We start from the raw sequence: 23,014 nt of genomic DNA on the forward strand, positions 1-23,014 counted from the left end.
TTCCCCCTTATAACCAAGTTGTTTTTTCCGTATATGGCGTACGTTTTTTGACAGAAGTTATTTCTTCTGCCGGGTACCCGATACACAGCGTTCCTACCAATTGCTCCTGTTCTGATGCGCCGATGAATGAATGCAATGCTGTATCATGCACTAATCCCACGCCGCGCGTACGCCACACCATACCTAAGCCGAGCTGTTCCGCCATTAACCACATCGACATAATGGCGCCGCTTACTGCAAAAGTATTGTCTTTCGTAGCCCCTTCGTCTCCATCCACGATGGCGGAAGTTACCACGATAATAAGCGGTGTTTGCGTAATTGCTTTCATTGAACTTTCCACTAAATGCGGTTTTGTCGGGAATCGTTTTTGTAAGTAATCAAGTGCCACTTGTTCATACTGTTTCAGGCTGTCACCTTGCAATATATAGAAATGCCAAGGTTCACGCATCCGGTCGTTTGGTGCATATGTTGCTGCCTCCAGAAGCGTCTCGATCTTTTCCCGCTCCACTTCACGCGTTTCAAATTGTCGAATCGCACGGCGTTCTTTTAATGCTTTCAACATCGTTAGTGCTCCTTTCTTCAAACCAATGAATTTCTTCACGCACTCCTACTACATCACCTACTAAAATCATGGACGGATTTGAGATATGATGCTTTTGAATTTCCTCTGAAATCGTTGTAAGATTCCCCGTAATCGTACGCTGCTCTTTAGTAGTTCCCCATTCAATAACCGCAACAGGGGTTGTTTTGCTTTTACCGTTTTCTATTAAGCTTTTCGTAATATGTCCGATGTTTCCGACGCTCATATAAAAAGCCACCGTATCAATCTGAGCAAGCGCCGCCCATTGTAAGAAATCCTGTCCTTTTTCCGCGCGGCCATGACCTGGAACAATAGCAAAGCTTGCAGCATGATCGCGGTGTGTAACCGGAATCCCTGCATAAGCAGGCGCCGCAATTCCTGCGGTGATCCCGGGAACAATTTCAAAAGGTATACAGGCTTGCCGTAAAACTGCAGCTTCTTCAGCACCGCGCCCAAAGACGAACGGGTCACCGCCTTTTAAGCGCAGCACTTGCTTGCCAAGACTCGCATGCTGAACCAGTGCACGATGGATTTCATCTTGGATCATTTCATGCTTACCCGGCTCTTTGCCGCAATATATGAGCTCAGCATCCGCTTTCGCATGTTGCAGTAATTCAATATTTACCAGTCGGTCATATAAAATCACGTCCGCCTGCTGAATACATTCTAATCCTCTGATTGTCAATAGTTTCGGGTCACCGGGGCCAGCCCCTACAATATATACAAATCCGCTCAATGTTGTTCTCCTATCCGTTGTTGTAGCCATTCTTCACATTTTTGACTTTTACCTTGCTCCATCCAATCCAAAAGTTTCGGATCCAGGAGTTCAGCCAGAACTTGTTTTTTCGCCTCACCGTGAAACACTTGCAAGACTTGCTGGCGGGCTTTCCTTAAGAAAGACACATACGATGCATAATGGTCCCCAAATTGCTCCTCTACATCCGCCTTTACCTTGCGCGTTAAACCCGGACTGGCTCCAGACGTTGATACCGTCACAACAAATTCTCCGCGGCGAACGACTGCCGGATTGATAAAGTCAACCCGCCCTATTGCATCCGCACGACTGAGTAATTGCCAATGCTGTGTCGCTTCTTCCACCGCATTGTTTACTTCTTCATCATTGGTCACAGCAAAAACCAAGGCAGCGTCATCTAAATCGGCTGATTCAAATGCTTTTTCTTTCCATGTCACGAGCCCTTCAGCTGCATACTGCTGCACCTTCTCTGTCACCGATGGGCTAACTACAGTTATCATTGCTTTGGTGGGAAGCAAGGCTTCTATTTTTTGACGAGCTACATGTCCGCCTCCAATAATGACAACCTTTTTATAATCCATATCCATTAACAGCGGAAAATAGTTCATTGTTCTCCCTCCAAACATGCTTTCAGCCAATTTCGCACAAGCTGAGGATTTGAGGCAAAATGGAATTGCGTAAAGCCCGCTGCGAGGTTTTTATGTAAATAACCTTCCTGCTGAACGCGAAAGCGGCTTTTACTGAAATACGCCGGGCTAGTATGCTCCCCCTCATATTTCGAATAATGAAACTCATGCCCTTTTGCCTCTGTCTCTTCATCAATTAAGAAATTGCCTGCAACTCCTGTAATTTCCCTGTAGCCAAGTGCTGCCCGCTTATCTTGCATAATCACACGGCCAGGAATCACACCAAGCATGGGAAACTTTCGCTTCTGGCGATCGATGATTTCTTCTGTCAGATACATAAAGCCGCCGCATTCGGCTACTGTCGGTAATCCGCGGCTGATTGCGTTTCTTAAAGATTCTTTCACTTTCTCGTTTGCGGCTAATTGTTCTGCAAACTCTTCCGGGAAGCCGCCGCCGATGTATACTCCCTGCGCTTCATTTGGAACTTCTTCATCCTGTAACGGAGAGAAAAAATGCAGAGTTGCGCCATGTGCACGCAATAAATCCAGGTTTTCTTCATAATAGAAGTTAAACGCGGCATCCTTAGCTACCGCAATATGAACTTCTTGGCTGTTCGGCTGGGCATCGAAAATTGATGTGGATTCTTCAATGATTTGCGCTTTTGTAATGTCCATCAGCTGATCAATATTGACTGTTTCTTCAATAGCCGCTGCAAGACTGTCAAAATAAGCATCCAGGTCACCTCGTTCGATAGCCGGCACCAAGCCCAGATGACGGCTCGGCATCGCGGGCACAGCTTCTTTTGGCAAATAGCCGATAACTGGAATGCCGCATTCTTTTTCTATTGCCGTTTTGATAATGCCGAAATGACTCTTACTGCCTAATTGATTCGCGATCACACCGACAATATTGGAGTTGTCATCCAGTGACTGAAATCCTTTAACGATGGCCGCTGCACTTCTCGCCATACTAGCTGCATTAACAATTAAAATGACGGGGCTTTTTGTAATTTCGCTTATATGTGCAGCCGACCCTTCATTTGACAAGGGGGATCTGCCGTCGTAAAAGCCCATCACGCCTTCGATAATGGCCGCATCTGCGTCTCGGCTGGCCCTTGCAACAATCGCAAGAATCGTATCAGGAGCCATCATATAACTATCAATATTTCGTGACGGCCGTTTGGTGACAGCTGTATGATAGGCAGTATCGATATAATCCGGGCCGCATTTAAAGCCTTGTACGGTTAAACCACGCTTCATAAGCGCGCGCATAATCCCAATGGTGAACGTTGTTTTCCCGACACCGCTCCCTGTACCTGCCAGTACAAATCGATTCATTGTTCTCTCTCCTCGAAATTGACGCGTGCAATGGAAATTGTCACATTGCCACTTTTCTTTTTCTCTAATACCAGTTCTCTTGCATTTGCACAGCGCAGCGCTGCCGGTTCGCTCACACCGTATGCGCCTGTATACTTAAATACAGTTTCGGACGGATTAAGAAGCGGCATTTCATTGAGCTGTTCAGGCGTGTAGGTGACAAACGGCCAATTATGTTTGGCAGTTAATTCGAGCAGGCCAGCCTCGTCTTTCTTCAAATCTATCGTTGCTACTGCTTTCACACTTTTTTTACTTAGAGACAGTTCTTCTAATGTTTCGTCTATGACTTGCTCGATTTCTTCCAGCGCCGTTCCGCGATTACAGCCAATGCCGAGCACAATGGATTTGGGACGGTAGATCACTCCGTTTTCCAGCAGCACTTCCTCATGCCGATCGATCAATCGGTCGGTTATGAGTAAGGTTGCTTGCGGCTTTGCCTGAATCGCTTCTGCTGCAGAAGCATAGATTTTCAAATTGGGCGGCATAGCACGGTCATGCATCCACCAGTTTTTCTCGCCTGTTTCCTGCACAATCGCGACGTGCTCTTCGTTCACAACCGATGCACTGACCGGCAGCAGTTTTTCTTCGCTATCCCACATCCATCCAAATTGGGCGCCGAATAAATCGACAGGGATGGTTTTTTGAACATCCGAAGCAGTCGTAACTACAGGCATAGCACCGATTGCTTGTGCAAATTCATAAGTCAGCGCATTGGCACCGCCAATATGTCCTGATAACACGCTTATAACGTATTGGCCTAAGTCATCGACAACCAATACAGCAGGGTCTGTCATTTTATCAACCATGATCGGTGCAATCATCCGAACGACAGCACCGAGCGATATGATACAAATAACTCCTTTGTATTGCTGGAACAAAGCGGGTAACAGCAATCGCACTGTTCCGTCAAACAGTTGAATGTGTCGCGCTTCTTCGTCTCCTCTGGCAAACTTCTTCATATAGTAAAGGTCCGCGTACGGAAATGTTTCCGTGTAGCTTCTTGCATTGGCAACCCCGTGTTTTGTAATGGCGACCAAAGCATACGGTTTGCGCTTTTCAATGACAGGAATTTCACCTTCACGTAAATTAATCATCTGCCTTCACACCTTTTCGGAAACCGTGGGTAAATGTTTTATCATACAGCTTTGAACGATATTCTTTCTCATGAATAGCGGGATCCAATGCCCAGCCCGCCAAAATCATTGCGTGCTTACGAATGCCATTGACACGCATCGCTTCATCTAATTCAACCAATGTTGTCTGAACAATTTTTTCATCAGGCCATGTAGCGCGCTGCACGACAGCGACCGGCGTATCATCTGCCCAGCCGGCAGCCTGTAATTCTTTCACAATTTTCTTTGTTAATGTCGCACTTAAAAACATTGCAATTGTACAATGATGACTTGCAAGTATCTGTAACTTTTCGCGCTCAGGCACAGGCGTCCGCCCTTCGGCTCTGGTTAAAATAAGTGTTTGTGTTAAATCAGGGACCGTCAGCTCTGCACCAACTGCCGCTGCAGCAGCAAAAACGGAACTCACACCGGGCACGACTTCATACCCAATATCATGTTGCTTCAGTAATGCCACCTGTTCCATTGTTGCGCCATACATCGCTGGATCCCCGGTATGTAATCGTACAACTGTTTTCCCGGCATTGACCCGCTCGACAATACAATCCACCATTTCCTGCAGATGCATACCTGCCGTACGGATAACTTCCGCCGATTCCTTTGCTTCCTCCACCAGCGTTTCGCTTACAAGTGAATCGGTATACATGACAACGTCTGCCTGCTGCAACAGCTTCAAACCTTTTACCGTGATTAAGTCAGGATCTCCTGGGCCAGCACCGATAATCCAAATTTTTTTCATCATTTGCGCACCACCATACATGACAAGTAATTTAAATCAGCGCCCCTAAGTTCATCTGTTTTCCAAATCACTTCTTCGTCAGACGTAACTTTAGTCACTACATGTGTTTTTTCCAGCAGATCCAATTCTTCTAATAAATCCAACATCTCATCTATAACTTTAGCTACCTTAATAAAAACGATGGCGTCGTGATGTTCAATGACCTGGCGCATCTGTTCCATATTATCCGTAGCCGGAATCATAGCCACATGGTCATCACCTTCGGCTAATGCAATCCCTAAACGATTGGCTGAACCATTAAATGATGAAATCCCTGCCACTGTTTCGATTGGCACGTCGGGATGCTTTGTTTTCATTAAGCCCAGCAGATGGATAAATGTACTGAACAGCATCGGATCCCCTTCAGTCACAAATGCTACATCTTTTCCTTCTGCCAAGAAGCTGTAGATTTCTTCTGCTGCTTTTTCCCATGCAGCACGCAATACCTCTTCGTCTTTGGTCATAGGGAATACTAAACCGAGCATCTTTTTTTCAGCAGGGTTAATATACACATCCACGATCCGATGGGCATAAGATTTACTGCCTCTTAATTTTTTGGGATACGCAATGACCGGGCATTCTTGCAGTTTACGAAATGCTTTTACAGTAATTAATTCAGGATCTCCTGGTCCAACGCCTAATCCGTATAATTTTCCTATTGTCATCATTCTTGTCCTTTCTGTGCTGTCACTATATAAATCGGGTTTAACGGTTCAAAACGCGTTAAATGTAAAATTGGTTTACTCTTTGAGAGCTGAGCCTGCAATATGGATACTTCACAGCCTAACGCTTTTAAATGGCCCATTGCTTCAGCCAGATTTTCTATCGTGGCGATATTCATAACCAGTCGGCCATTTGGCTGTAAGCGCGAAATACAGGTTTGCAATAACTGCTCCATATTCCCGCCGTTACCGCCAATAAAAATTGCATGAGGGTCTGGGAATTCTTCCAGTCGGTCCGGTGCTTTACCCAGCACCGCCACAAAATCTGTACGATGTCTCAGCTGATTTTCCAAGCAGTTTTCAAGGTCTCCCTCGTTTTTCTCAATGGCATAGACTGCCCCTTCGCGCGCTATTTTTGCTGCCTCAATCGCAACAGAACCTGTACAAGTTCCTATGTCCCAAACTATGCTGTTTTCTTTAAGCTTTAGCTCCTGCAGACAAAGTGTCCGAATTTCTCTTTTCGTAATTAAGCCTTTATCCGGTTTTCGCTGCAGAAATGCATCATCCGGAATGCCAAGAGAAGCACGTTCCACTAGATGGCGCTGCTTTAAAATCACCACATTTAAAGGAGAAAATGAACCCTGTTCCATTTCATCCAATGAGAGAAAGCGGCAGCGTTCATCTTCCCCTTCCAGATTTTCAGCGACGAAGGCATCGTACTCCGTCATATTAAAGCGTTTTACATACGCCGCAATGGATTGCGGAGAGTTCGTTTCATCGGTTAATACAGCTATTTTTTTACGCCCGTCTATTTTCTGTGCAAAACCTCTTATAGAACGGCCATGCAGGCTGACTATGTGCGCATCTTGCCAACTTTCCTGCATTTTAGAAAAAGCCAGCTGAACCGAGCTGGTATACGGATAGATCTCCAGGGGCAGTTTTTTCGCAAGTACGCCTCCCAGTCCATAAAACAATGGATCGCCCGACACTAAAATAACAACATTACGTGTTTCTTCCTGTAATTCCGCTGTTAATGCTGACAAACCTCCCTTGATTACTCTCTTTTCTTTTTCGAATAAAGGGAAGAATTGAAGATGGCGTTCTCCGCCTACGAGCACATCACATTCATTGATCCACTCTATATATTGAGGGAGCAATCCTGCCGCGCCATTATCCCCTATACCAATCATTTTCATCCAATTTGTCAATGTTCTCAGCCTTTCCTAAACAGTCTCCATTCATGGCATACAATGATGTTGATACTTCAATTTCGGCATTCATGTGATTCAGTGCATAATAGCAGCAGTTTTTACTCAGCGCCTCAAAGAACGCATCGTTTCCTTGGAGTATCTCGCCGACTTGTGATGCAGTGTTAGCCTGCAAAATTTCTTGCTGTGTTTGTTCATCGACACCTACTCTATTCGCCATTTCCGCCAAAAATCCGAAGTTGATCGGTGCACTTTTTGAGTGAACCATCATTACGCCCTGTGCCAGCTTTGAAAACTTCCCCATCATTCCTACGAGAGACACTTTGGGTATTTTCTTACGTGCGATATTCTTAAGAGTAAAACCAATAAAGTCGCCCATTTCTATAAAGGCTTCTTCCGGCAAATGAGCATATTGTTTTAACGCAAACTTTTCACTGCGGCCGCCTGTCGTGATCACCACATGATCACAGCCTGCTTCTTTTGCCACACTGATCGCTTGCGCAATGCTTGCCATGAAGGCAGAACTCGAAAATGGCACAACTGTTCCGCGGGTTCCCAGAATGGAAATTCCTCCAATAATGCCAAGGCGCCCATTCAATGTTTTCTTGGCAATTTCTTCTCCGTCAGGCACGGAAATCACTACATCGATTCCGCGTTTCAATTGATAATAATCGTAACCTTCCTGTGCAACTCCGAGTATCATTTTACGCGGCACCGGGTTAATCGCCGCCTGTCCGACAGGGACGGGCAGCCCCGGTTTTGTAACCCGTCCTACACCAATCCCTCCGTCCAAATGAATGCCATCTTCTTTTGAATAGTAAACAGTACTTTGGATCCGGGCTTTGTGTGTAGCATCAGGATCATCGCCGGCATCTTTGATGGTTTCGCACATTACGCCGCCATCGACTATTTCAAATGCCGATACTTTGAATGTGGCGTATTTGCCGACCGGTAAATAGATAGTGACTTCTTCCGGTACTTTCCCCGTCACTAATCCTTGCAGTGCTGCCTTTGTCATTGCCGTTGCACAAGATCCCGTAGTATAACCATGACGCATTTTTGATGGGTCTTTTTTAGTTTGTTTGCTTTGCACGCTCATCTGCCATGATCGAAATGGCATTCAGTGCGGCTACCGTCACTGTACTGCCACCCTTTCTCCCTACATTAGTGATAAATGGAATACCCTCGAGTACTGCCAGTTCTTCTTTTGATTCGGCTGCCGAAACAAATCCTACCGGCATTCCAATGATTAAATCCGGTTTGGCGATTCCCTCTTTAATTAAACGGATTAACTCCAACAACGCAGTCGGCGCATTTCCGATCGCGTAAATTCCGCCTTCGTGCAAACGTGTTGCTTTTTGCATGGATATGATCGCACGTGTTGTACCTTGGGCCTTTGCTTCTTTTGCAACATCCTCATCCGCTATGTAGCAATGTAAATCGCTGCCATGTTTTTGGAATCGTTTGCGGCCTGAACCACTCTCTATCATTTGTACATCCACTACGACATGACGGCCTGCTAAAATTGATTGGATTCCTGCTTCGAGTGCATCGGGTGTAAAAATCATGCTGCGTCCTAACTCAAAATCTGCGGAAGCATGAATCACGCGCCGAACTACCATCCACTGCTCATCTGTAAATGGGTGTTCCCCCATCTCTTCTTTGATGATGGAGAAACTGTGATCATAAATTTTATCCGGATCTACAGTTAGCGGTGTGAATTTCGTATTAAAGTTCATGTTTGGATTTTTCAAGTGTAAAACCTCCTAGTAGTTGGGTAACTTTTTCAAAAGACGTACAAAAGTTTTCATATTGAACCTTCGGGCGTTTAATCAAAATAACTGGTATATCCAGTTCCAAGGCGGCTGTAATTTTCTCATCCACAGACCCTACTTTTCCGCTTTCCTTGGTAATCATTAGCGTCACATCATATTGCTCGCATAACGACTTATTCAGTGATTCAGAAAATGGTCCTTGTATTGCGATAATATCTTTTTGTTTGATCCCTAATTTATCGCATTTTTCCATATTCCCTGCGTTTGGCAGCATTCTGCAGATCAGGCGAATTCCATCACGCAATAAGTAATCCGCAAATACTTCCAGCGTCTTACTTCCCGTCGTCAGCATAATCGTTCCTTTATGCGTTTGAGCCAGCCTTGCAGCGTCTTCGTAACTTTCAACTTCCGTAATCAGCGAAGAAACAAAATTCTCCTTCGGCCGTTCATAGCGGACATAAGGAATACCGCATAGCTTAGCCGCTTCCATAGCCGTTTTCGAAGCTTCTTCCGCATAGGGATGACTGGCATCCACTACACAAGTCATTTCATTCTTCCGGATCAGCGCCGCCATATCATCCACTGTTAATCTGCCCACCTGATACGGAATATCGTTAGCTTGTAAACTTTCAGCAGCAGATTCCGTTACTACGGTGGCTATCAAAGAGTAGCCAAGACTCTGCAGATGAATGGCTAACGCTCTTGCGTCGCTAGTCCCTGCTAAAAATAAAATCATGTGTTCCTCCTAATCCCCGCAAGGTGCCGGCTCTACTTCAATCTTGCAGCTCATGTCGTAATAGTCATAGTTCAATACTTTTTTCACTCGTTTAAAATACTTGAAGAAACGTTCATTAGGATGTGCATTTTGTTCGTATTCTTCTATAATTTTTGTGACTAATGGGATTAAATCATCCGGCTCAATCCCCTCAGCGATTGGCTGGGCAGCATGAGCAGTCCTGCCAACCGGCTTCGCTCCAATAAATAAATCGAATTTTTTCTTTCGGTACACAATCCCGATGTCGTCAAACACAGGGCGGTAACATGCCATTCCGCATCCATTAAATCCAACATGCAGCTGCTTCGGAAGCTTCATGCCTTCAAACTTTGCAGCGATTTCTTCTGCGTACGGGATAGAATCAGCCTTTTCTCCGTAACAAAAATCGCACGCTTTTACTTTTAAGACTTCTCCCGCCGGCATGACTGTGAGGTGTTCTTTCTCAAGCTTTTCGACAATCAATTCAGGATTATCTGTTGTAACCTTTACTAAAAAACGATGATCTGGAGTATATTCCAAAGTACCTTTCTCACCAACGACTTCGGCTAATACAAGCATCTGCTCTGCTGTGATCATTTTATTAACAACACCCGGCGAAACAGAAAACTCAAAGATATTCTCGATCGGCTGTCTCACTAAAAACGGATTTTCTGCTTCTTCTTTCGACACCATAGACAAAGCCTTTAAAGCCATATCGATTGACTGAACTTTTTGCTGTTGTTCCGGCGCTTGCTTTGGCTTTTGTTCTTGTACTGGCGCCTGCTCGGTTACCGTACTTATGAGTTCCTCATACCCTGACTGCGCTTCCCCGGTTTCCTGATCAAGCGCCCATGGTTCTGCTTCCTTTTTCAAACGCTGATGCGGTTTTAAACTTTGTTTTCCTTCTCCCAATGTATATTTACGCTGATAGCCCCGCGGTGTAATGATCTTATCATCGTAAAAGAAAGTGGAAGAGTTACCGATAATGACAGTTGTCAGCATCCCGATATCATGCTCAAGCATTTCTGATAATGTCGTCAGAACAATATGCTGATTTTCCCGATACGCACTTTTCACCAGCCCTACAGGGGTATCAGGGGCGCGATATTTCAGTAAAATATTTTGCGCTTCTACAATTTGGCGCGTCCGGCGTCCGCTTTTCGGATTGTATAAAGCAATTACAAAATCCGCCATCCCTGCAGCTTCAATACGTTTTTCGATAACAGTCCACGGTGTCAGATGATCACTTAAACTGATCGTACAAGAGTCATGCATGACAGGTGCTCCAAGTAAGCTCGCACATGAATTAATAGCTGAAATACCCGGAACAATTTCTACATCAATTCCTTCTGCTTCAGTCCAGCCCTTTTCAATCAGCACCTCATACACTAATCCGGCCATCCCGTACGCTCCTGAGTCACCGCTGGATATTACCGAAACAATACCGCCTGCCTCCGCTTTCTTAACCGCATCTTGTGCACGCGACACTTCTTCAGTCATTCCTGTGCTGACAATGGACTTCGCCGTCACCAAATGCTTAATCAGCTCTACATACGTTTTATAGCCAATAATATAATCACTTGCCTGCAGTGCATCCAACGCCCGCCCCGTAATATGTTCAGTAGCACCGGGACCGAAGCCGACGACATAAATTTTTCCCTTTTTCATGGTTTCCCTCCAAATAAAAATGCCTACACTCCTTTTCAGGGGAGTGTAGGCACGTGAAAGTACGATAGAAACCATACTGAAACAAAAACAATTATTATCATTGTCCCGCCTATACTTCTCCCACCGAAAAGTAAGTGTCGTTTAAATAAGCAGGTTTCCTGACTCAAGCTTCATTTTACTCTTACACCTTCCCGATTTCTCAGTGGTTTTGTAATTTCATCAGCTTTTACAGTAGCGGGGGCTGTACCAGATTTTCACTGGTTTCCCTTTTAACTCACAGTGTGAGCACTTATTCAAATTAGTTTATTTAATTTTCATAAATATAACACACAATCTTCTAATCTACAAACTTACATTGAATTTATTTCAGTAACCTTTATGGCAGAACACTACTTTACCAACGATACTGGCGATTTATATTTCTAGAGCCAAAAGTATTTCTCATGGCCGCTATGTATTAATTAAACAGTTCTTAGTACAGCCCGAACTATTTTTCGGTTTTATTTATTATTTCACTGAGAGAGGAATTTGACATGCCAAAAACCCCTTCCCGAAAAATCGGAAAGAGGCTGTAATGTTTGGTATAAACCACTATTAACGTTTTGAGAATTGTGGTGCACGACGAGCGCCGCGAAGACCGTACTTTTTACGTTCCTTCATACGTGGATCACGTGTCAGGAATCCTGCTGATTTAAGTGCTGCACGGAAATCAGGGTCCACAGTCAGTAATGCACGTGCAACACCGTGACGGATTGCGCCTGCTTGACCTGTGTAACCTCCACCTTTTACGTTAACATGGATATCGTAGCTTCCAAGTGTTTCTGTTGTAACCAGTGGTTGTTTGATGACTTCACGAAGTGTTTCGAATGGTACGTAGTCCTCTACGTCGCGGTTGTTGACGACAATTTTACCTTCGCCAGGAACTAGACGTACACGAGCTACTGAACTTTTACGACGGCCAGTGCCGATATATTGTACTTGTGCCAAGTGTGTTTCCTCCTCTTAATTATCCACGAAGCTCATATGCTTCTGGTTTTTGTGCTGCGTGCTGGTGCTCTGGTCCTGCATATACGTGTAATTTCTTGATTGTCTGACGACCTAGAGGACCGTTTGGCAGCATTCCCTTGATCGCAAGTTCAAGCATTTTCACAGGGTAGTTTGTACGCATTTCAAGCGCAGTGCGTGACTTAAGGCTTCCTGTGTAGCCAGAGTGACGGTGATACATCTTATCTTTCAATTTGTTTCCTGTTAATTGGATCTTTTCAGCGTTGATGATGATTACGTGATCACCTGTGTCAACGTGTGGTGTAAACGTTGGTTTATGTTTACCGCGTAATAGTGTTGCAACTTCTGAAGCAAGACGTCCAAGAGTCTGTCCTTCAGCGTCGACAACAAGCCAGTTACGTTCTACTTCGTGACCTTTAGCCATGAATGTTGTGCGCATATTGTATATCCTCCTAAAAATATCAATCTGTTCCGTTGTTTTCTCTATCCCTAAACACAAATAAACTTCCGGGGCTTATTGTGGGGTTATTGAAATACCATTTATCATGTTAACCTTTATTTCCAATAAAGTCAAGCGTTTTTATGAATACGCCAGGATTAGTTGCCATGGCCTCAGTAGGTCACTTCGAGCAGGTACAAACCGTGCGGCGGCGCAGTCTTCCCGGCTCTTTGACGATCTTTTGCTTCAAGAATTTTACCGACATCTTCAGGCTCGTCCCAGCCAATTCCCACCGCCAGCAAAACACCTGCAATCGTGCGCACCATGTTGTAAAGAAACCCATCTCCTTCCACTTCAAGCACCAGTTCATCCTGCTGCCGCTCAAGGGTCAGTTTGCGGATTGTCCGAACTTTATTGGAAGTGGCGGTTTTCGCGGAACAGAAACTGGTGAAATCATGTGTGCCGATTAAATACGCGGCACCTTCTTTCATCCGTTCCACATCGGGATTCCATCTGCCTAAGTGAACAGCAAAGTTGCGCTCAAACGGACTCTGCAGTTCACCATATGACCATTTATAACGATATGTCTTGCCCTTTGCTCCGTAGCGCGCATGAAAATCGTCGGCCGCTCGTTCAACGGCTGTAATGCGCACATCTTTCGGCAGCAGCACGTTCAATGCCATCAGCCAGCGGTCTCCCAAATCAAGCGGTGTATCAAAATGAATGACCTGACCGAGGGCATGTACACCGGCATCAGTCCGGCCGCTCGCCACCGCATGAGATGTCGGATCTTTATGCAGTTTAACAAGTGCTTTATCAATTTCAGACTGAACCGTGCGCATGCCCGGCTGCGACTGATAGCCCGCAAAATCCGTTCCGTCATACGCAACAACGGCTTTCATTCGTTTCAATTTCTTCACTTCCTCACCCACAGCAATACACCTACTAACATCACAAATGCTATCAGCACCGCTGTATCTCTCATTTGCCAAGAAAGCTGGCGGAATCTTGTGCGGCCCTCTCCGCCCCGATAGCCCCGCACTTCCATTGCGACGGCCAGATCTTCGGCACGTTTGAATGCACTGACAAACAGCGGAACGAGCAGCGGAATGACCGCCTGCACCCGTTCTTTGATCGAGCCGGTGCTCAAATCAGAACCTCTTGCAAGCTGCGCCTTTAAAATCTTATCCGTTTCATCCATCAGCGTCGGAATGAACCGCAAAGAAATCGACATCATCAGCGCCAATTCATGCACAGGCAATTTAAACTTCTTAAACGGATTCAGCAATGTCTCCAAACCGTCTGTAATGGAGATGGGAGAAGTCGTCAGCGTCAATACAGTAGTTACGAGAACGAGCACGAGGAATCGAATGGAAATAAAGATCCCCATGCGTAATCCTTCTTCGTATATTTTGATAAACTTCCATTCAAACACAATAGGGCCTTCACGCGTGAAGAAAATATGTAATAGAAGTGTAAAGATAATCAAAAAGATAACCGGTTTTAAACCGTTGATCAAAAAGTAAGGTCTGATGCGTGCCAGCGCGATGACAAATGCGGTAAAGCTAAGCAATACCGCGTAAGACCATGCATTATTCGCAAGAAACACTGCCGCTACGAATAAAAAGACGAACAGCAGTTTGGAACGCGGATCCATGCGGTGCACAACTGAAGTGCCGGGAATAAATCGGCCGATAATCATTTTTTCTAACATGGCCGTTCCCCTCTTCTCGCAATGACCCTGGAAAGCTCTTGCGCCAGCATCGCTTCCGTCAGCGCGATTCTGTCAAACGTATCCCCGGTCATCGATTCCATTTTACGCTGAAAACGAACAGAACGCGGTACACTAAGCCGAAATGAATGCAGCCGTTCTTCTTGATTGAATATTTCTTCAGGTGTTCCTTCCATGACAGACGTGCCTTCATGCATCACAACGATCCTATCGCTGTAACGTGCCGCGTCTTCCATACTGTGCGTCACTAAAATCGTTGTCAGATTCTCAGTTTTATGCAGATGGTGAAACAAGTCCATAATCTCCTTACGGCCTTTCGGGTCCAGGCCCGCTGTCGGTTCATCCAGCACTAAGACAGACGGCTTGAATGCAAGTACGCCTGCAATAGCCACACGCCTCATCTGGCCTCCTGAGAGCTCAAACGGAGACTTTTGCAATACGTCCTCAGGCAATCCAAGAAGCTTCACCAGTTCATGCGCCCGCTCTTTCGCAATCTCTTTCGGAACTCCAAAATTCAGCGGGCCAAACATAATATCTTTTTCCACAGTCTCCTCAAACAGCTGATGCTCAGGAAACTGAAAAACGATACCGACCTGATGGCGGACTTCTTTCATCTCCCTGCCCTTCGTCTGAGCTGTTATCACAGTATCACCAATCTTTACAACCCCTTCAGAAGGCTTTAACAGACCATTCAAATGAAGCAATAAAGTAGATTTGCCGGATCCTGTATGACCGATGATTGATGTATAAGAGCCTGAAGGAATCGTAGCTGACACGTCCTGCAGCGCCCGTTTCTCAAACGGTGAATCTTTTGCATATAAATAGCCTACTTGCTGAAGTGAAATGTCCACAATTCATTCACCAACTCTTCTTCTGTCATATGATTTCCCTGAAGCTCTACACCGGCAGATCTCAATAGTTCGGAAACACGCAGCGCAAACGGCAGATCAAGTCCGATCGTTTCCAGCTCTGCACCTTGCCGGAATATTTCTTGCGGTGTTCCCGTCATAAGAACTTGTCCTTCATTCATTACGAGAATACGGTCCGCTAATAAAACTTCTTCCAAGTCATGAGTGATCGACAATACGGTCAATCCAATTTCTGACCGAAGCTTTTTGACGATTTCAATCACTTCCTCCCGCCCCTGCGGATCAAGCATGGAAGTCGCTTCATCTAAAATTAACAGCTCAGGATGCAGAGCCAATGCACCGGCAATGGCCACACGCTGCTTCTGGCCGCCTGACAAGTGATGAGGTTCATGATTGATGTAGTCACTCATCTTCACTTGCTCCAGCGCCTCCTGGACACGCTTTACCATCATGTCATAGGGAACACCGTTGTTTTCCAGGGCAAAAGCTACGTCATCTTGCACAGTCGACCCTACAAATTGGTTATCTGGATTTTGAAAAACTATCCCCATACGCGAACGCGTTTCCCACAAGTTCTCTTCAGACAATGGTTCCAAAAAGAGATTGATTTCACCTGACGAAGGAAACAGCAAGCCGATCAGAAGTTTTGCCAGCGTCGACTTGCCTGACCCGTTATGTCCTACAACTGCCAGCCACTCCCCTTCATACAAAGTGAAGGACACATCATTCAGCGCTTTCACCGGTACGTGCGAAGATTCATTTTCTTCCGTATCATAAGAAAACGTTACATGATGCATCGACGCTATTTCCTTCATCCGGACCCCTCCTCTTATGTATTGCAAAAATTAGTTTGCTTCTATGTAATAAATTATTCTTATGTATAAAAAAAAGCGCGTACCTCATCCAAGGAATGCGCCTGTAAAACGAAAATGCCGGGTGCTCATGCCGACATCTCAGATGAGGTACGTAGAGCTAGACCAGTCGATTGCTCGCGGATCATAACACTCAGCTTTTATGTCGTATAAATCTTGTATCTGTAATAAAAGGGTGTGCTGTGCGTGACAGACACACCCTCGAAGTGTATGGAATTACACCAATTCAATAATAACTACTGGTGCTCCATCGCCGCGGCGAGGTCCCATTTTCATTATACGTGTATAACCGCCTTGGCGATCTGCATAACGTGGTGCCACTGTATCGAAAAGTTTTTGAAGTGCAAACACTGTTGCTTCTTCGCCTTCTCCGTTTTCAACAGTTACCTTTTCACGACGAATATATTCAGCCGCTTGACGACGTGCATGAAGATCTCCGCGTTTTCCAAGAGTGATCATCTTTTCAACTACTGAACGTAATTCTTTTGCACGTGCTTCAGTTGTCTGGATGCTCTCATGAATGATAAGATCTGTCGTTAGGTCGCGCAGCATTGCTTTACGTTGTGAACTTGTGCGTCCAAGTTTTCTGTATCCCATTTGAAGTTACCCTCCTTCAAGTATATGTCAGTTATTCTTCAGAGCGTAACTCAAGGTTTAGCTCGTCTAATTTAGCCTTCACTTCTTCAAGTGATTTACGGCCTAAGTTTCGCACTTTCATCATTTCGTCTTCAGACTTGTTTGCAAGTTCCAAAACCGTATTGATGCCTGCACGCTTCAGGCAGTTATAAGAACGGACAGAAAGGTCAAGTTCTTCAATAGTCATCTCAAGAACCTTTTCTTTTTGGTCTTCTTCTTTTTCTACCATGATTTCTGCAGTTTGTGCTTCGTCCGTCATTCCGACGAATATATTTAAGTGCTCAGTTAAAATTTTAGCTCCAAGTGATACTGCTTCTTTAGGACCGATGCTGCCATCTGTCCACACATCAAGTGTCAACTTATCAAAGTTGGTGCTTTGACCGACGCGGGTGTTCTCAACTTGGAAGTTAACGCGTGATACGGGAGTGTAAATCGAGTCGATTGGAATTACGCCAATCGCTAGATCCTCACGTTTGTTTTGATCGGAAGGAACATATCCGCGTCCGCGTACAGCATACATACGCATACGTAAATGTCCGTTTTTACCGAGAGTAGCAATCGGGAGATCTGGATTCAATACTTCGACATCACTGTCATGCGTGATATCTGCAGCCGTCACGACGCCTTCACCTTTCACATCGATCTCAATAACTTTCTCATCATCTGAGTAAATTTTGAGAGCAAGTTTCTTCACATTCAAAATAACTGTCGATACGTCTTCAACGACACCTTCAATTGTTGAGAATTCATGAAGTACTCCATCGATTTGAATAGATGTCACAGCAGCTCCTGGTAATGAAGACAAGAGAATGCGGCGCAAAGAATTACCTAAGGTATTTCCATATCCACGCTCCAACGGTTCGATAATAAATTTACCAAACTGTGAGTCTTCACCGATCGTTACTGTTTCAATCTTTGGTTTCTCAATCTCGATCATTTATTTACCCTCCTCAAAACGTCTCTATATTGGTTTAACCTTATTGAATTCACTGATAATAGTTAACCTATTTCAACAGTATTAACAAAAATTGTCTTTCTTAATCCAATAGATTCAAACCGATTATACGCGACGACGTTTTGGCGGGCGGCAACCATTGTGCGGAACCGGAGTTACGTCTCTGATTGCAGTAACTTCAAGACCAGCAGCCTGCAGTGAACGGATAGCCGCTTCACGACCAGCACCAGGACCTTTAACTGTTACTTCCAATGATTTCAAACCATGTTCCATTGCTGTTTTTGCTGCAGTTTCAGCAGCCATTTGTGCAGCAAACGGAGTGGATTTACGGGAACCTCTAAAGCCAAGTGCACCAGCGCTAGACCATGAAAGTGCATTACCGTGGCTATCAGTAATAGTTACGATAGTATTATTGAACGTCGAACGGATATGTGCAATACCGGTTTCAATATTCTTTTTTACACGACGTTTACGAGTTTGTTGTTTACGTGCCATGTTGGAAAGAGCCCTCCTTTACCTATTATTTTTTCTTGTTTGCCATTGTACGTTTAGGACCTTTACGCGTACGTGCATTGTTTTTCGTGTTCTGTCCACGAACAGGCAATCCACGACGGTGACGGATACCACGGTTACTACCGATTTCCATCAAACGCTTGATGTTAAGAGAAGTTTCACGACGAAGATCCCCTTCTACTTTCAAGCCGTCAATTTGTTCACGAATCTTATCAAGCTCAGCGTCAGTTAAATCACGAACGCGAGTCTCTTCAGAAATATCAGCTGCATTCAAAATAGACTTTGCAGTTGTTTTACCAATACCGAATATATATGTCAATGAAATGACAACGCGCTTATCGCGCGGAACGTCTACACCAGCAATACGTGCCATATAAGTTGTGCACCTCCTTGTGTTTTAGCCTTGTCTTTGTTTATGTTTTGGATTTTCACAGATTACCATTACTCGGCCGCGTCTACGAATAACTTTACATTTTTCGCAGATCGGTTTTACAGATGGTCTTACTTTCATCCTACCCAACCTCCTTCAATATTCCGGAGTGCAAAAGTTTATTTGAAACGGTATGTGATACGACCACGTGTCAAATCATAAGGTGAAAGTTCCATTGTCACCTTGTCGCCTGGCAGAATACGAATAAAGTGCATACGAATTTTACCTGACACGTGTGCAAGCACAGTATGTCCGTTTTCTAACTCCACTTTAAACATCGCATTCGGCAACGTTTCAAGAACAGTTCCTTCTACCTCAATTACGTCGTCCTTCGCCATCAATCCTGTCTCCCTTCTATATCCAATAAAGGCTTTCACCATCGAGCGGCATCAGTCGCCTTCAAAAGGCTTCCTTCAACATATGTCCAGTTAGCATGAGTGATGTTCGAAAGACGTCTGCCACATTTCGCTGTTTCGCATGGATGCGATGAGACCTTTATTGTTCCCGCAGCAGTTTCCAAATATATATTATACTGCGAATCGCAATATAATGCATGCCGGAGCTACTGAAGAATCAATGATCAATTCTCATTTGTCCTATACCGGGCACTCTAGCTTTTGCAGCTCGTTTTCATCCATTACTTTCCGAACAGTGATGTAACTGTGCCCGAAAAGGATTGATTACTTTTTATCTTGTTGCAAAATTGCATCCAGGTCCTCAAATACTAGGTTAATGTCCTGTTGACCATTAATTTTAGTCAGCACACCTTTTTCGCCATAAAAGTCGAGTAAAGGAGCTGTCTGAGTCATATTTACTTCCAGACGATTCATGACAGTTTCCGGATTATCATCTGCGCGCTGGTAAAGTTCGCCGCCATCTTTATCACAAACGTCTTCCACCTTTGGCGGGTTGAAGATCAAGTGATATGATGTGCCGCACACTTTACAAATACGACGGCCAGATAATCTTGCAACCAATTCATCCGTATCGACTTCAATGTCTAATACGTACTCAATGCTCTTCCCCATATCCTTCAGCAAAGCATCAAGTGCTTGTGCTTGAGGCACAGTTCTAGGAAAACCATCAAGCAGGAATCCTTTGTCGCAGTCCGGCTTGCTTAAGCGTTCACGTACGATACCAATGGTAACTTCATCAGGAACTAATGCTCCCTGATCCATGAATGATTTAGCTTTAACTCCAAGTTCCGTGCCATCTTTGATGGCAGCACGGAACATATCGCCTGTAGAAATATGAGGGATTCCGTACTTCTCGACAATTTTATCTGCCTGCGTACCTTTACCGGCACCCGGCAGACCCATTAATACGATATTCATACGTCCTTGCCCTCCATTTGATTATACAATAGGTCAGGCTATTGCTTTTTATTTCATAAAGCCTCTGTAATGTCTCTTCACTAACTGGGATTCCAACTGCTTCATTGATTCGAGGGCAACCCCTACTACGATGAGCAAGCTCGTTCCGCCGATTTGCGCGGATTGAGGAAGGTTCGCCAGATTGATGAAGAAAATAGGCATAACCGCTACGACAGCAAGAAAGATCGAGCCGACAAACGTCAGTCTGTACAGAGTGCTTGTCAAATACTTTTGAGTGTTTGCACCCGGACGAATTCCTGGAATATACGCGCCTTGTTTTTTCAGATTGTCTGCCATATTCTCTGGATTCACTTGAATGAATGCATAGAAATACGTAAACGCGATAATCAGTGCGACATACAAAATCATACCAACTGGATTCGTATAATCGAAGATCCGGATAATGGTTTTGGTTACACTGTTCTCACCGAAAAACGGAGCGATTTGCTGTGGCGTAATGAAGAATGCCACCGCAAAGATTACTGGAATAACACCCGCGGCATTTAACTTCAAAGGTAAGTGCGTTTGTTGACTTGCAACAGATTGATTTCTTCCTGAAACTCGTTTCGCATATTGAATAGGAATTTTCCGCAGTGCTTCTTGGAAGTAAATAACTCCAACTACAATAGCTACAATGACAATCAGCAGTAAAATCATTGTTGCAATTCGGATAAATAGTGCATCTCCAGCGTCTTGGATTTGCGTTACATACAACTGATTAACAGCATTCGGAATGCCGGCAACAATCCCCGCAAAGATAATGATGGAAATACCATTTCCAACACCTTTTGCAGTGATTTGTTCACCTAGCCACAGTAAGAAAGCTGTCCCTGCAGTCAACACAATTGCAATTACGATATATGTAGAAATGCTGTTGTCTTTAATCAGCGTGCCGCCAAACGTCTGGTTGAAACCAAATGACATGGCAAGTGCTTGAATAAAGGCAAGAACAATTGTGAAATATCGTGTAAACTGTGCAAGTTTCCGTCTTCCGACATCTCCTTGTTTTGACCACTCAGTAAACTTTGGAACCACATCCATTTGCAAGAGCTGCACAATGATGGACGCCGTAATGTACGGCATAATCCCCATTGCAAAGATTGAAAAGTTGGATAATGCTCCTCCGCCGAATGTGTTCAAAAATCCGATAAACTGGTTATCTGATTGTTGTAAAGCAGTTGCATCAACGTTGGGAACCGGAACAAACGTTCCTAGTCTGAAAACGATGAGCACTAGGAGGGTGAAAATTATTTTAGACCGGATCTCTTTCACACGCATGAAGTTAGAGATTGTCTGAAACATTATACCACCTCTGTTTGCCCGCCTGCTTTTTCAATAGCTTCTTTTGCAGAAGCGGAAAATTTGTTGGCTTTAACTGTAATCTTTTTCTCAAGAGTTCCATTTCCAAGAATCTTGATACCTGATTTTGCGTTACTTACAACACCAGTTTCGATTAGCAGTTCCGGCGTTACTTCCGTGCCTTCTTCAAAACGATTCAATGTGTCCAGATTAACGATGGCATAATCTTTACGATTGATGTTCGTGAATCCGCGCTTAGGAAGTCGTTGGAAAAGAGGAATTTGTCCACCTTCAAAACCAAGACGTACACCGCCGCCTGAACGTGCGTTTTGTCCGTCATGACCTCTGCCGGAAGTTTTACCACTTCCAGATCCAATCCCACGTCCAACACGTTTACGGTTTCGGCGAGATCCCTCAGCTGGTTTTAGCTCATGTAATTTCATCTTATCGGCACCTCCTTATTGTAGAATAATACTTAAATTTCTTTAACTGTTACCAAGTGGCTGACCTTTGTAATCATACCACGGATAGCATCGTTGCTTTGATGCTCAACTGTTTGATTCAACTTTCGAAGGCCTAATGCTTCAATTGTTTTACGCTGTGTCGGCTTTGAACCAATAACACTTTTCGTAAGGGTGACTTCAAGTTTGTTCGTCATTGTATTTCCCCCCTTAACCTAACAGTTCTTCTACGGATTTACCACGCAATTTAGCGATCTCTTCTGCGCGTTTCAAATTCTGTAATCCTTCGATTGTTGCACGTACCATGTTGATCGGTGTGCTTGAACCAAGAGATTTTGAAAGAATATCCGTGATGCCTGCAAGTTCAAGTACCGCACGGACAGGTCCACCTGCAATTACACCAGTACCCGGAGCAGCTGGTTTGATAAGGATTTGTCCTGCACCAAAACGTCCGATTACTTCATGTGGAGTTGTACCTTTAACCATTGGCACTTCAATCAAGTTTTTCTTCGCATCTTCAATTGCTTTACGGATTGCATCTGGAACTTCTTGTGCTTTTCCAGTACCAAAACCGACACGACCGTTTTTATCTCCGACAACGACAAGTGCAGTAAAGCGGAAACGACGTCCACCTTTTACAACTTTCGCAACGCGGTTGATCGTTACTACGCGTTCTTCGAACTCACTTTTGTTCTGATCATTACGACGCATGAAATATGTCCCTCCTTCTTAATTAAAATTCAAGTCCATTTTCGCGTGCTGCGTCAGCAAGTGCTTTAACACGGCCATGGAAAAGATATCCGCCACGGTCAAATACAACCGTTTTAACGTCTTTTTCTACAGCTCTCTTTGCAATAAGCTCGCCGACTTTAGCTGCTGATTCAGTGTTTCCAGTAGATCCAGCCTCAACTTCATTATCTCTTGTAGAAGCACTTACGATTGTTACGCCATTCAAGTCATCGATCAATTGCGCATAGATGTGCTTGTTAGAACGGTAAACGTTTAGACGTGGACGCTCTGCAGTTCCGCTGATTTTCGTACGCACACGTGCGTGACGCTTTTTACGGACAGCGTTTTTATCTTGTTTCGTGATCATCGGGGTCACTCCTTCCAAATACC

Annotated in this window: 30 protein-coding genes and 1 riboswitch; all 30 genes read right to left on the minus strand. The window is 44.6% G+C overall.

Annotated features, from left to right (window positions below):
- Positions 1–7: 7 nt before the first annotated feature.
- The 30 genes from SporoP37_RS08105 to rplR all read right to left on the minus strand — a co-directional run bounded on the left by SporoP37_RS08105 (position 8) and on the right by rplR (position 22,991).
- Complete coding sequence (locus tag SporoP37_RS08105; RefSeq protein WP_081243180.1) at positions 8–562, minus strand: nitroreductase family protein; 555 nt, start codon at positions 560–562, stop codon at positions 8–10.
- Positions 519–1,346: a uroporphyrinogen-III C-methyltransferase gene (cobA, locus tag SporoP37_RS08110; RefSeq protein ID WP_196796894.1), complete on the minus strand. Its 828-nt coding sequence runs from the start codon at positions 1,344–1,346 to the stop codon at positions 519–521. Before cobA ends, SporoP37_RS08105 begins: the two co-directional genes overlap by 44 nt.
- Positions 1,313–1,942 carry a precorrin-2 dehydrogenase/sirohydrochlorin ferrochelatase family protein gene (locus SporoP37_RS08115; RefSeq protein ID WP_081243182.1) on the minus strand — a complete coding sequence of 210 codons (630 nt, stop codon included), beginning with the start codon at positions 1,940–1,942 and terminating at the stop codon, positions 1,313–1,315. The genes cobA and SporoP37_RS08115 overlap by 34 nt, the downstream gene beginning before the upstream one ends.
- The gene (locus SporoP37_RS08120; protein WP_081243183.1) at positions 1,939–3,297 is read right to left on the minus strand and encodes a cobyrinic acid a,c-diamide synthase CobB; all 1,359 of its coding nucleotides are present in this window, start codon (positions 3,295–3,297) and stop codon (positions 1,939–1,941) included. Before SporoP37_RS08120 ends, SporoP37_RS08115 begins: the two co-directional genes overlap by 4 nt.
- Positions 3,294–4,430, minus strand: a complete 1,137-nt coding sequence (locus tag SporoP37_RS08125) for a cobalt-precorrin 5A hydrolase (protein WP_081243184.1) — start codon at positions 4,428–4,430, stop codon at positions 3,294–3,296. The genes SporoP37_RS08120 and SporoP37_RS08125 overlap by 4 nt, the downstream gene beginning before the upstream one ends.
- The gene (gene cobM, locus SporoP37_RS08130) at positions 4,423–5,205 is read right to left on the minus strand and encodes a precorrin-4 C(11)-methyltransferase (RefSeq protein ID WP_085431732.1); all 783 of its coding nucleotides are present in this window, start codon (positions 5,203–5,205) and stop codon (positions 4,423–4,425) included. Before cobM ends, SporoP37_RS08125 begins: the two co-directional genes overlap by 8 nt.
- On the minus strand, positions 5,205–5,909 hold the full coding sequence (cobI, locus tag SporoP37_RS08135) for a precorrin-2 C(20)-methyltransferase (protein ID WP_085431730.1): 705 nt from the start codon (positions 5,907–5,909) through the stop codon (positions 5,205–5,207). The genes cobM and cobI overlap by 1 nt, the downstream gene beginning before the upstream one ends.
- A complete protein-coding gene (cbiE, locus tag SporoP37_RS08140; protein WP_085431733.1) occupies positions 5,909–7,102 on the minus strand; it encodes a precorrin-6y C5,15-methyltransferase (decarboxylating) subunit CbiE in 1,194 nt (397 codons plus the stop codon). Before cbiE ends, cobI begins: the two co-directional genes overlap by 1 nt.
- Complete coding sequence (locus SporoP37_RS08145) at positions 7,077–8,171, minus strand: cobalt-precorrin-5B (C(1))-methyltransferase (RefSeq protein WP_369821972.1); 1,095 nt, start codon at positions 8,169–8,171, stop codon at positions 7,077–7,079. The genes cbiE and SporoP37_RS08145 overlap by 26 nt, the downstream gene beginning before the upstream one ends.
- Before the next feature lie 16 nt (positions 8,172–8,187).
- A complete protein-coding gene (locus SporoP37_RS08150; RefSeq protein ID WP_081244799.1) occupies positions 8,188–8,853 on the minus strand; it encodes a precorrin-8X methylmutase in 666 nt (221 codons plus the stop codon).
- Positions 8,843–9,625 carry a precorrin-6A reductase gene (gene cobK, locus SporoP37_RS08155; protein ID WP_081243186.1) on the minus strand — a complete coding sequence of 261 codons (783 nt, stop codon included), beginning with the start codon at positions 9,623–9,625 and terminating at the stop codon, positions 8,843–8,845. The genes SporoP37_RS08150 and cobK overlap by 11 nt, the downstream gene beginning before the upstream one ends.
- Positions 9,626–9,634: 9 nt before the next feature.
- Complete coding sequence (cobJ, locus tag SporoP37_RS08160; RefSeq protein WP_081243187.1) at positions 9,635–11,311, minus strand: precorrin-3B C(17)-methyltransferase; 1,677 nt, start codon at positions 11,309–11,311, stop codon at positions 9,635–9,637.
- Positions 11,312–11,442: 131 nt separating this feature from the next.
- Positions 11,443–11,619: riboswitch (cobalamin riboswitch) on the minus strand.
- A 286-nt stretch (positions 11,620–11,905) separates the two neighbouring features.
- A complete protein-coding gene (gene rpsI / locus SporoP37_RS08165; protein ID WP_081243188.1) occupies positions 11,906–12,298 on the minus strand; it encodes a 30S ribosomal protein S9 in 393 nt (130 codons plus the stop codon).
- A gap of 19 nt (positions 12,299–12,317) precedes the next feature.
- Positions 12,318–12,755 carry a 50S ribosomal protein L13 gene (gene rplM / locus SporoP37_RS08170; protein WP_081243189.1) on the minus strand — a complete coding sequence of 146 codons (438 nt, stop codon included), beginning with the start codon at positions 12,753–12,755 and terminating at the stop codon, positions 12,318–12,320.
- Between the two features lie 173 nt (positions 12,756–12,928).
- Entirely contained in the window at positions 12,929–13,666 is a 738-nt protein-coding gene (gene truA, locus SporoP37_RS08175; RefSeq protein WP_081244800.1) for a tRNA pseudouridine(38-40) synthase TruA, read from the minus strand.
- Between the two features lie 5 nt (positions 13,667–13,671).
- Positions 13,672–14,469 (minus strand): energy-coupling factor transporter transmembrane component T family protein, encoded by a 798-nt coding sequence (locus tag SporoP37_RS08180; protein ID WP_085430713.1) that lies wholly within the window; start codon positions 14,467–14,469, stop codon positions 13,672–13,674.
- Positions 14,463–15,338: an energy-coupling factor ABC transporter ATP-binding protein gene (locus SporoP37_RS08185; protein ID WP_085430714.1), complete on the minus strand. Its 876-nt coding sequence runs from the start codon at positions 15,336–15,338 to the stop codon at positions 14,463–14,465. The genes SporoP37_RS08180 and SporoP37_RS08185 overlap by 7 nt, the downstream gene beginning before the upstream one ends.
- Positions 15,314–16,171: an energy-coupling factor ABC transporter ATP-binding protein gene (locus SporoP37_RS08190; protein ID WP_081243192.1), complete on the minus strand. Its 858-nt coding sequence runs from the start codon at positions 16,169–16,171 to the stop codon at positions 15,314–15,316. Before SporoP37_RS08190 ends, SporoP37_RS08185 begins: the two co-directional genes overlap by 25 nt.
- Before the next feature lie 273 nt (positions 16,172–16,444).
- Entirely contained in the window at positions 16,445–16,825 is a 381-nt protein-coding gene (gene rplQ, locus SporoP37_RS08195; RefSeq protein WP_081243193.1) for a 50S ribosomal protein L17, read from the minus strand.
- 31 nt (positions 16,826–16,856) lie between these two features.
- Positions 16,857–17,801: a DNA-directed RNA polymerase subunit alpha gene (locus SporoP37_RS08200; RefSeq protein ID WP_009499030.1), complete on the minus strand. Its 945-nt coding sequence runs from the start codon at positions 17,799–17,801 to the stop codon at positions 16,857–16,859.
- A gap of 123 nt (positions 17,802–17,924) precedes the next feature.
- Positions 17,925–18,314 carry a 30S ribosomal protein S11 gene (gene rpsK / locus SporoP37_RS08205; RefSeq protein ID WP_009499031.1) on the minus strand — a complete coding sequence of 130 codons (390 nt, stop codon included), beginning with the start codon at positions 18,312–18,314 and terminating at the stop codon, positions 17,925–17,927.
- A gap of 25 nt (positions 18,315–18,339) precedes the next feature.
- A complete protein-coding gene (gene rpsM / locus SporoP37_RS08210; RefSeq protein ID WP_081243194.1) occupies positions 18,340–18,705 on the minus strand; it encodes a 30S ribosomal protein S13 in 366 nt (121 codons plus the stop codon).
- A 24-nt stretch (positions 18,706–18,729) separates the two neighbouring features.
- Entirely contained in the window at positions 18,730–18,843 is a 114-nt protein-coding gene (gene rpmJ / locus SporoP37_RS08215; RefSeq protein WP_076758849.1) for a 50S ribosomal protein L36, read from the minus strand.
- Between the two features lie 38 nt (positions 18,844–18,881).
- On the minus strand, positions 18,882–19,100 hold the full coding sequence (infA, locus tag SporoP37_RS08220; RefSeq protein WP_040759924.1) for a translation initiation factor IF-1: 219 nt from the start codon (positions 19,098–19,100) through the stop codon (positions 18,882–18,884).
- 342 nt (positions 19,101–19,442) lie between these two features.
- Entirely contained in the window at positions 19,443–20,096 is a 654-nt protein-coding gene (locus SporoP37_RS08225; RefSeq protein ID WP_081243195.1) for an adenylate kinase, read from the minus strand.
- A 48-nt stretch (positions 20,097–20,144) separates the two neighbouring features.
- A complete protein-coding gene (gene secY / locus SporoP37_RS08230) occupies positions 20,145–21,437 on the minus strand; it encodes a preprotein translocase subunit SecY (RefSeq protein ID WP_081243196.1) in 1,293 nt (430 codons plus the stop codon).
- Positions 21,437–21,877, minus strand: coding sequence for a 50S ribosomal protein L15 (gene rplO / locus SporoP37_RS08235; protein ID WP_081243197.1), 441 nt, complete (start codon positions 21,875–21,877; stop codon positions 21,437–21,439). The genes secY and rplO overlap by 1 nt, the downstream gene beginning before the upstream one ends.
- Before the next feature lie 32 nt (positions 21,878–21,909).
- Positions 21,910–22,092, minus strand: coding sequence for a 50S ribosomal protein L30 (gene rpmD / locus SporoP37_RS08240; RefSeq protein WP_029053261.1), 183 nt, complete (start codon positions 22,090–22,092; stop codon positions 21,910–21,912).
- 13 nt (positions 22,093–22,105) lie between these two features.
- Positions 22,106–22,606, minus strand: a complete 501-nt coding sequence (rpsE, locus tag SporoP37_RS08245; RefSeq protein WP_081243198.1) for a 30S ribosomal protein S5 — start codon at positions 22,604–22,606, stop codon at positions 22,106–22,108.
- A 22-nt stretch (positions 22,607–22,628) separates the two neighbouring features.
- Positions 22,629–22,991 (minus strand): 50S ribosomal protein L18, encoded by a 363-nt coding sequence (rplR, locus tag SporoP37_RS08250; RefSeq protein ID WP_081243199.1) that lies wholly within the window; start codon positions 22,989–22,991, stop codon positions 22,629–22,631.
- Between the last annotated feature and the right edge of the window lie 23 nt (positions 22,992–23,014).

This window comes from Sporosarcina sp. P37, from assembly GCF_002109365.1.
In the GTDB taxonomy this organism is placed as follows: domain Bacteria; phylum Bacillota; class Bacilli; order Bacillales_A; family Planococcaceae; genus Sporosarcina.

Excerpts from the sequence above, each read along its gene's own strand:
- SporoP37_RS08105 (WP_081243180.1), bottom strand. The coding sequence starts at position 562 with ATGTTGAAAGCATTAAAAGAACGCCGTGCGATTCGACAATTTGAAACG.
- cobA (WP_196796894.1), bottom strand. The coding sequence starts at position 1,346 with ATGGCTACAACAACGGATAGGAGAACAACATTGAGCGGATTTGTATAT.
- SporoP37_RS08115 (WP_081243182.1), bottom strand. The coding sequence starts at position 1,942 with ATGAACTATTTTCCGCTGTTAATGGATATGGATTATAAAAAGGTTGTC.
- SporoP37_RS08120 (WP_081243183.1), bottom strand. The coding sequence starts at position 3,297 with ATGAATCGATTTGTACTGGCAGGTACAGGGAGCGGTGTCGGGAAAACA.
- SporoP37_RS08125 (WP_081243184.1), bottom strand. The coding sequence starts at position 4,430 with ATGATTAATTTACGTGAAGGTGAAATTCCTGTCATTGAAAAGCGCAAA.
- cobM (WP_085431732.1), bottom strand. The coding sequence starts at position 5,205 with ATGAAAAAAATTTGGATTATCGGTGCTGGCCCAGGAGATCCTGACTTA.
- cobI (WP_085431730.1), bottom strand. The coding sequence starts at position 5,909 with ATGACAATAGGAAAATTATACGGATTAGGCGTTGGACCAGGAGATCCT.
- cbiE (WP_085431733.1), bottom strand. The coding sequence starts at position 7,102 with ATGAAAATGATTGGTATAGGGGATAATGGCGCGGCAGGATTGCTCCCT.
- SporoP37_RS08145 (WP_369821972.1), bottom strand. The coding sequence starts at position 8,171 with ATGCGTCATGGTTATACTACGGGATCTTGTGCAACGGCAATGACAAAG.
- SporoP37_RS08150 (WP_081244799.1), bottom strand. The coding sequence starts at position 8,853 with ATGAACTTTAATACGAAATTCACACCGCTAACTGTAGATCCGGATAAA.
- cobK (WP_081243186.1), bottom strand. The coding sequence starts at position 9,625 with ATGATTTTATTTTTAGCAGGGACTAGCGACGCAAGAGCGTTAGCCATT.
- cobJ (WP_081243187.1), bottom strand. The coding sequence starts at position 11,311 with ATGAAAAAGGGAAAAATTTATGTCGTCGGCTTCGGTCCCGGTGCTACT.
- rplM (WP_081243189.1), bottom strand. The coding sequence starts at position 12,755 with ATGCGCACAACATTCATGGCTAAAGGTCACGAAGTAGAACGTAACTGG.
- SporoP37_RS08180 (WP_085430713.1), bottom strand. The coding sequence starts at position 14,469 with ATGTTAGAAAAAATGATTATCGGCCGATTTATTCCCGGCACTTCAGTT.
- SporoP37_RS08190 (WP_081243192.1), bottom strand. The coding sequence starts at position 16,171 with ATGAAGGAAATAGCGTCGATGCATCATGTAACGTTTTCTTATGATACG.
- rplQ (WP_081243193.1), bottom strand. The coding sequence starts at position 16,825 with ATGGGATACAGAAAACTTGGACGCACAAGTTCACAACGTAAAGCAATG.
- SporoP37_RS08200 (WP_009499030.1), bottom strand. The coding sequence starts at position 17,801 with ATGATCGAGATTGAGAAACCAAAGATTGAAACAGTAACGATCGGTGAA.
- rpsK (WP_009499031.1), bottom strand. The coding sequence starts at position 18,314 with ATGGCACGTAAACAACAAACTCGTAAACGTCGTGTAAAAAAGAATATT.
- rpsM (WP_081243194.1), bottom strand. The coding sequence starts at position 18,705 with ATGGCACGTATTGCTGGTGTAGACGTTCCGCGCGATAAGCGCGTTGTC.
- rpmJ (WP_076758849.1), bottom strand. The coding sequence starts at position 18,843 with ATGAAAGTAAGACCATCTGTAAAACCGATCTGCGAAAAATGTAAAGTT.
- infA (WP_040759924.1), bottom strand. The coding sequence starts at position 19,100 with ATGGCGAAGGACGACGTAATTGAGGTAGAAGGAACTGTTCTTGAAACG.
- SporoP37_RS08225 (WP_081243195.1), bottom strand. The coding sequence starts at position 20,096 with ATGAATATCGTATTAATGGGTCTGCCGGGTGCCGGTAAAGGTACGCAG.
- secY (WP_081243196.1), bottom strand. The coding sequence starts at position 21,437 with ATGTTTCAGACAATCTCTAACTTCATGCGTGTGAAAGAGATCCGGTCT.
- rplO (WP_081243197.1), bottom strand. The coding sequence starts at position 21,877 with ATGAAATTACATGAGCTAAAACCAGCTGAGGGATCTCGCCGAAACCGT.
- rpmD (WP_029053261.1), bottom strand. The coding sequence starts at position 22,092 with ATGACGAACAAACTTGAAGTCACCCTTACGAAAAGTGTTATTGGTTCA.
- rpsE (WP_081243198.1), bottom strand. The coding sequence starts at position 22,606 with ATGCGTCGTAATGATCAGAACAAAAGTGAGTTCGAAGAACGCGTAGTA.
- rplR (WP_081243199.1), bottom strand. The coding sequence starts at position 22,991 with ATGATCACGAAACAAGATAAAAACGCTGTCCGTAAAAAGCGTCACGCA.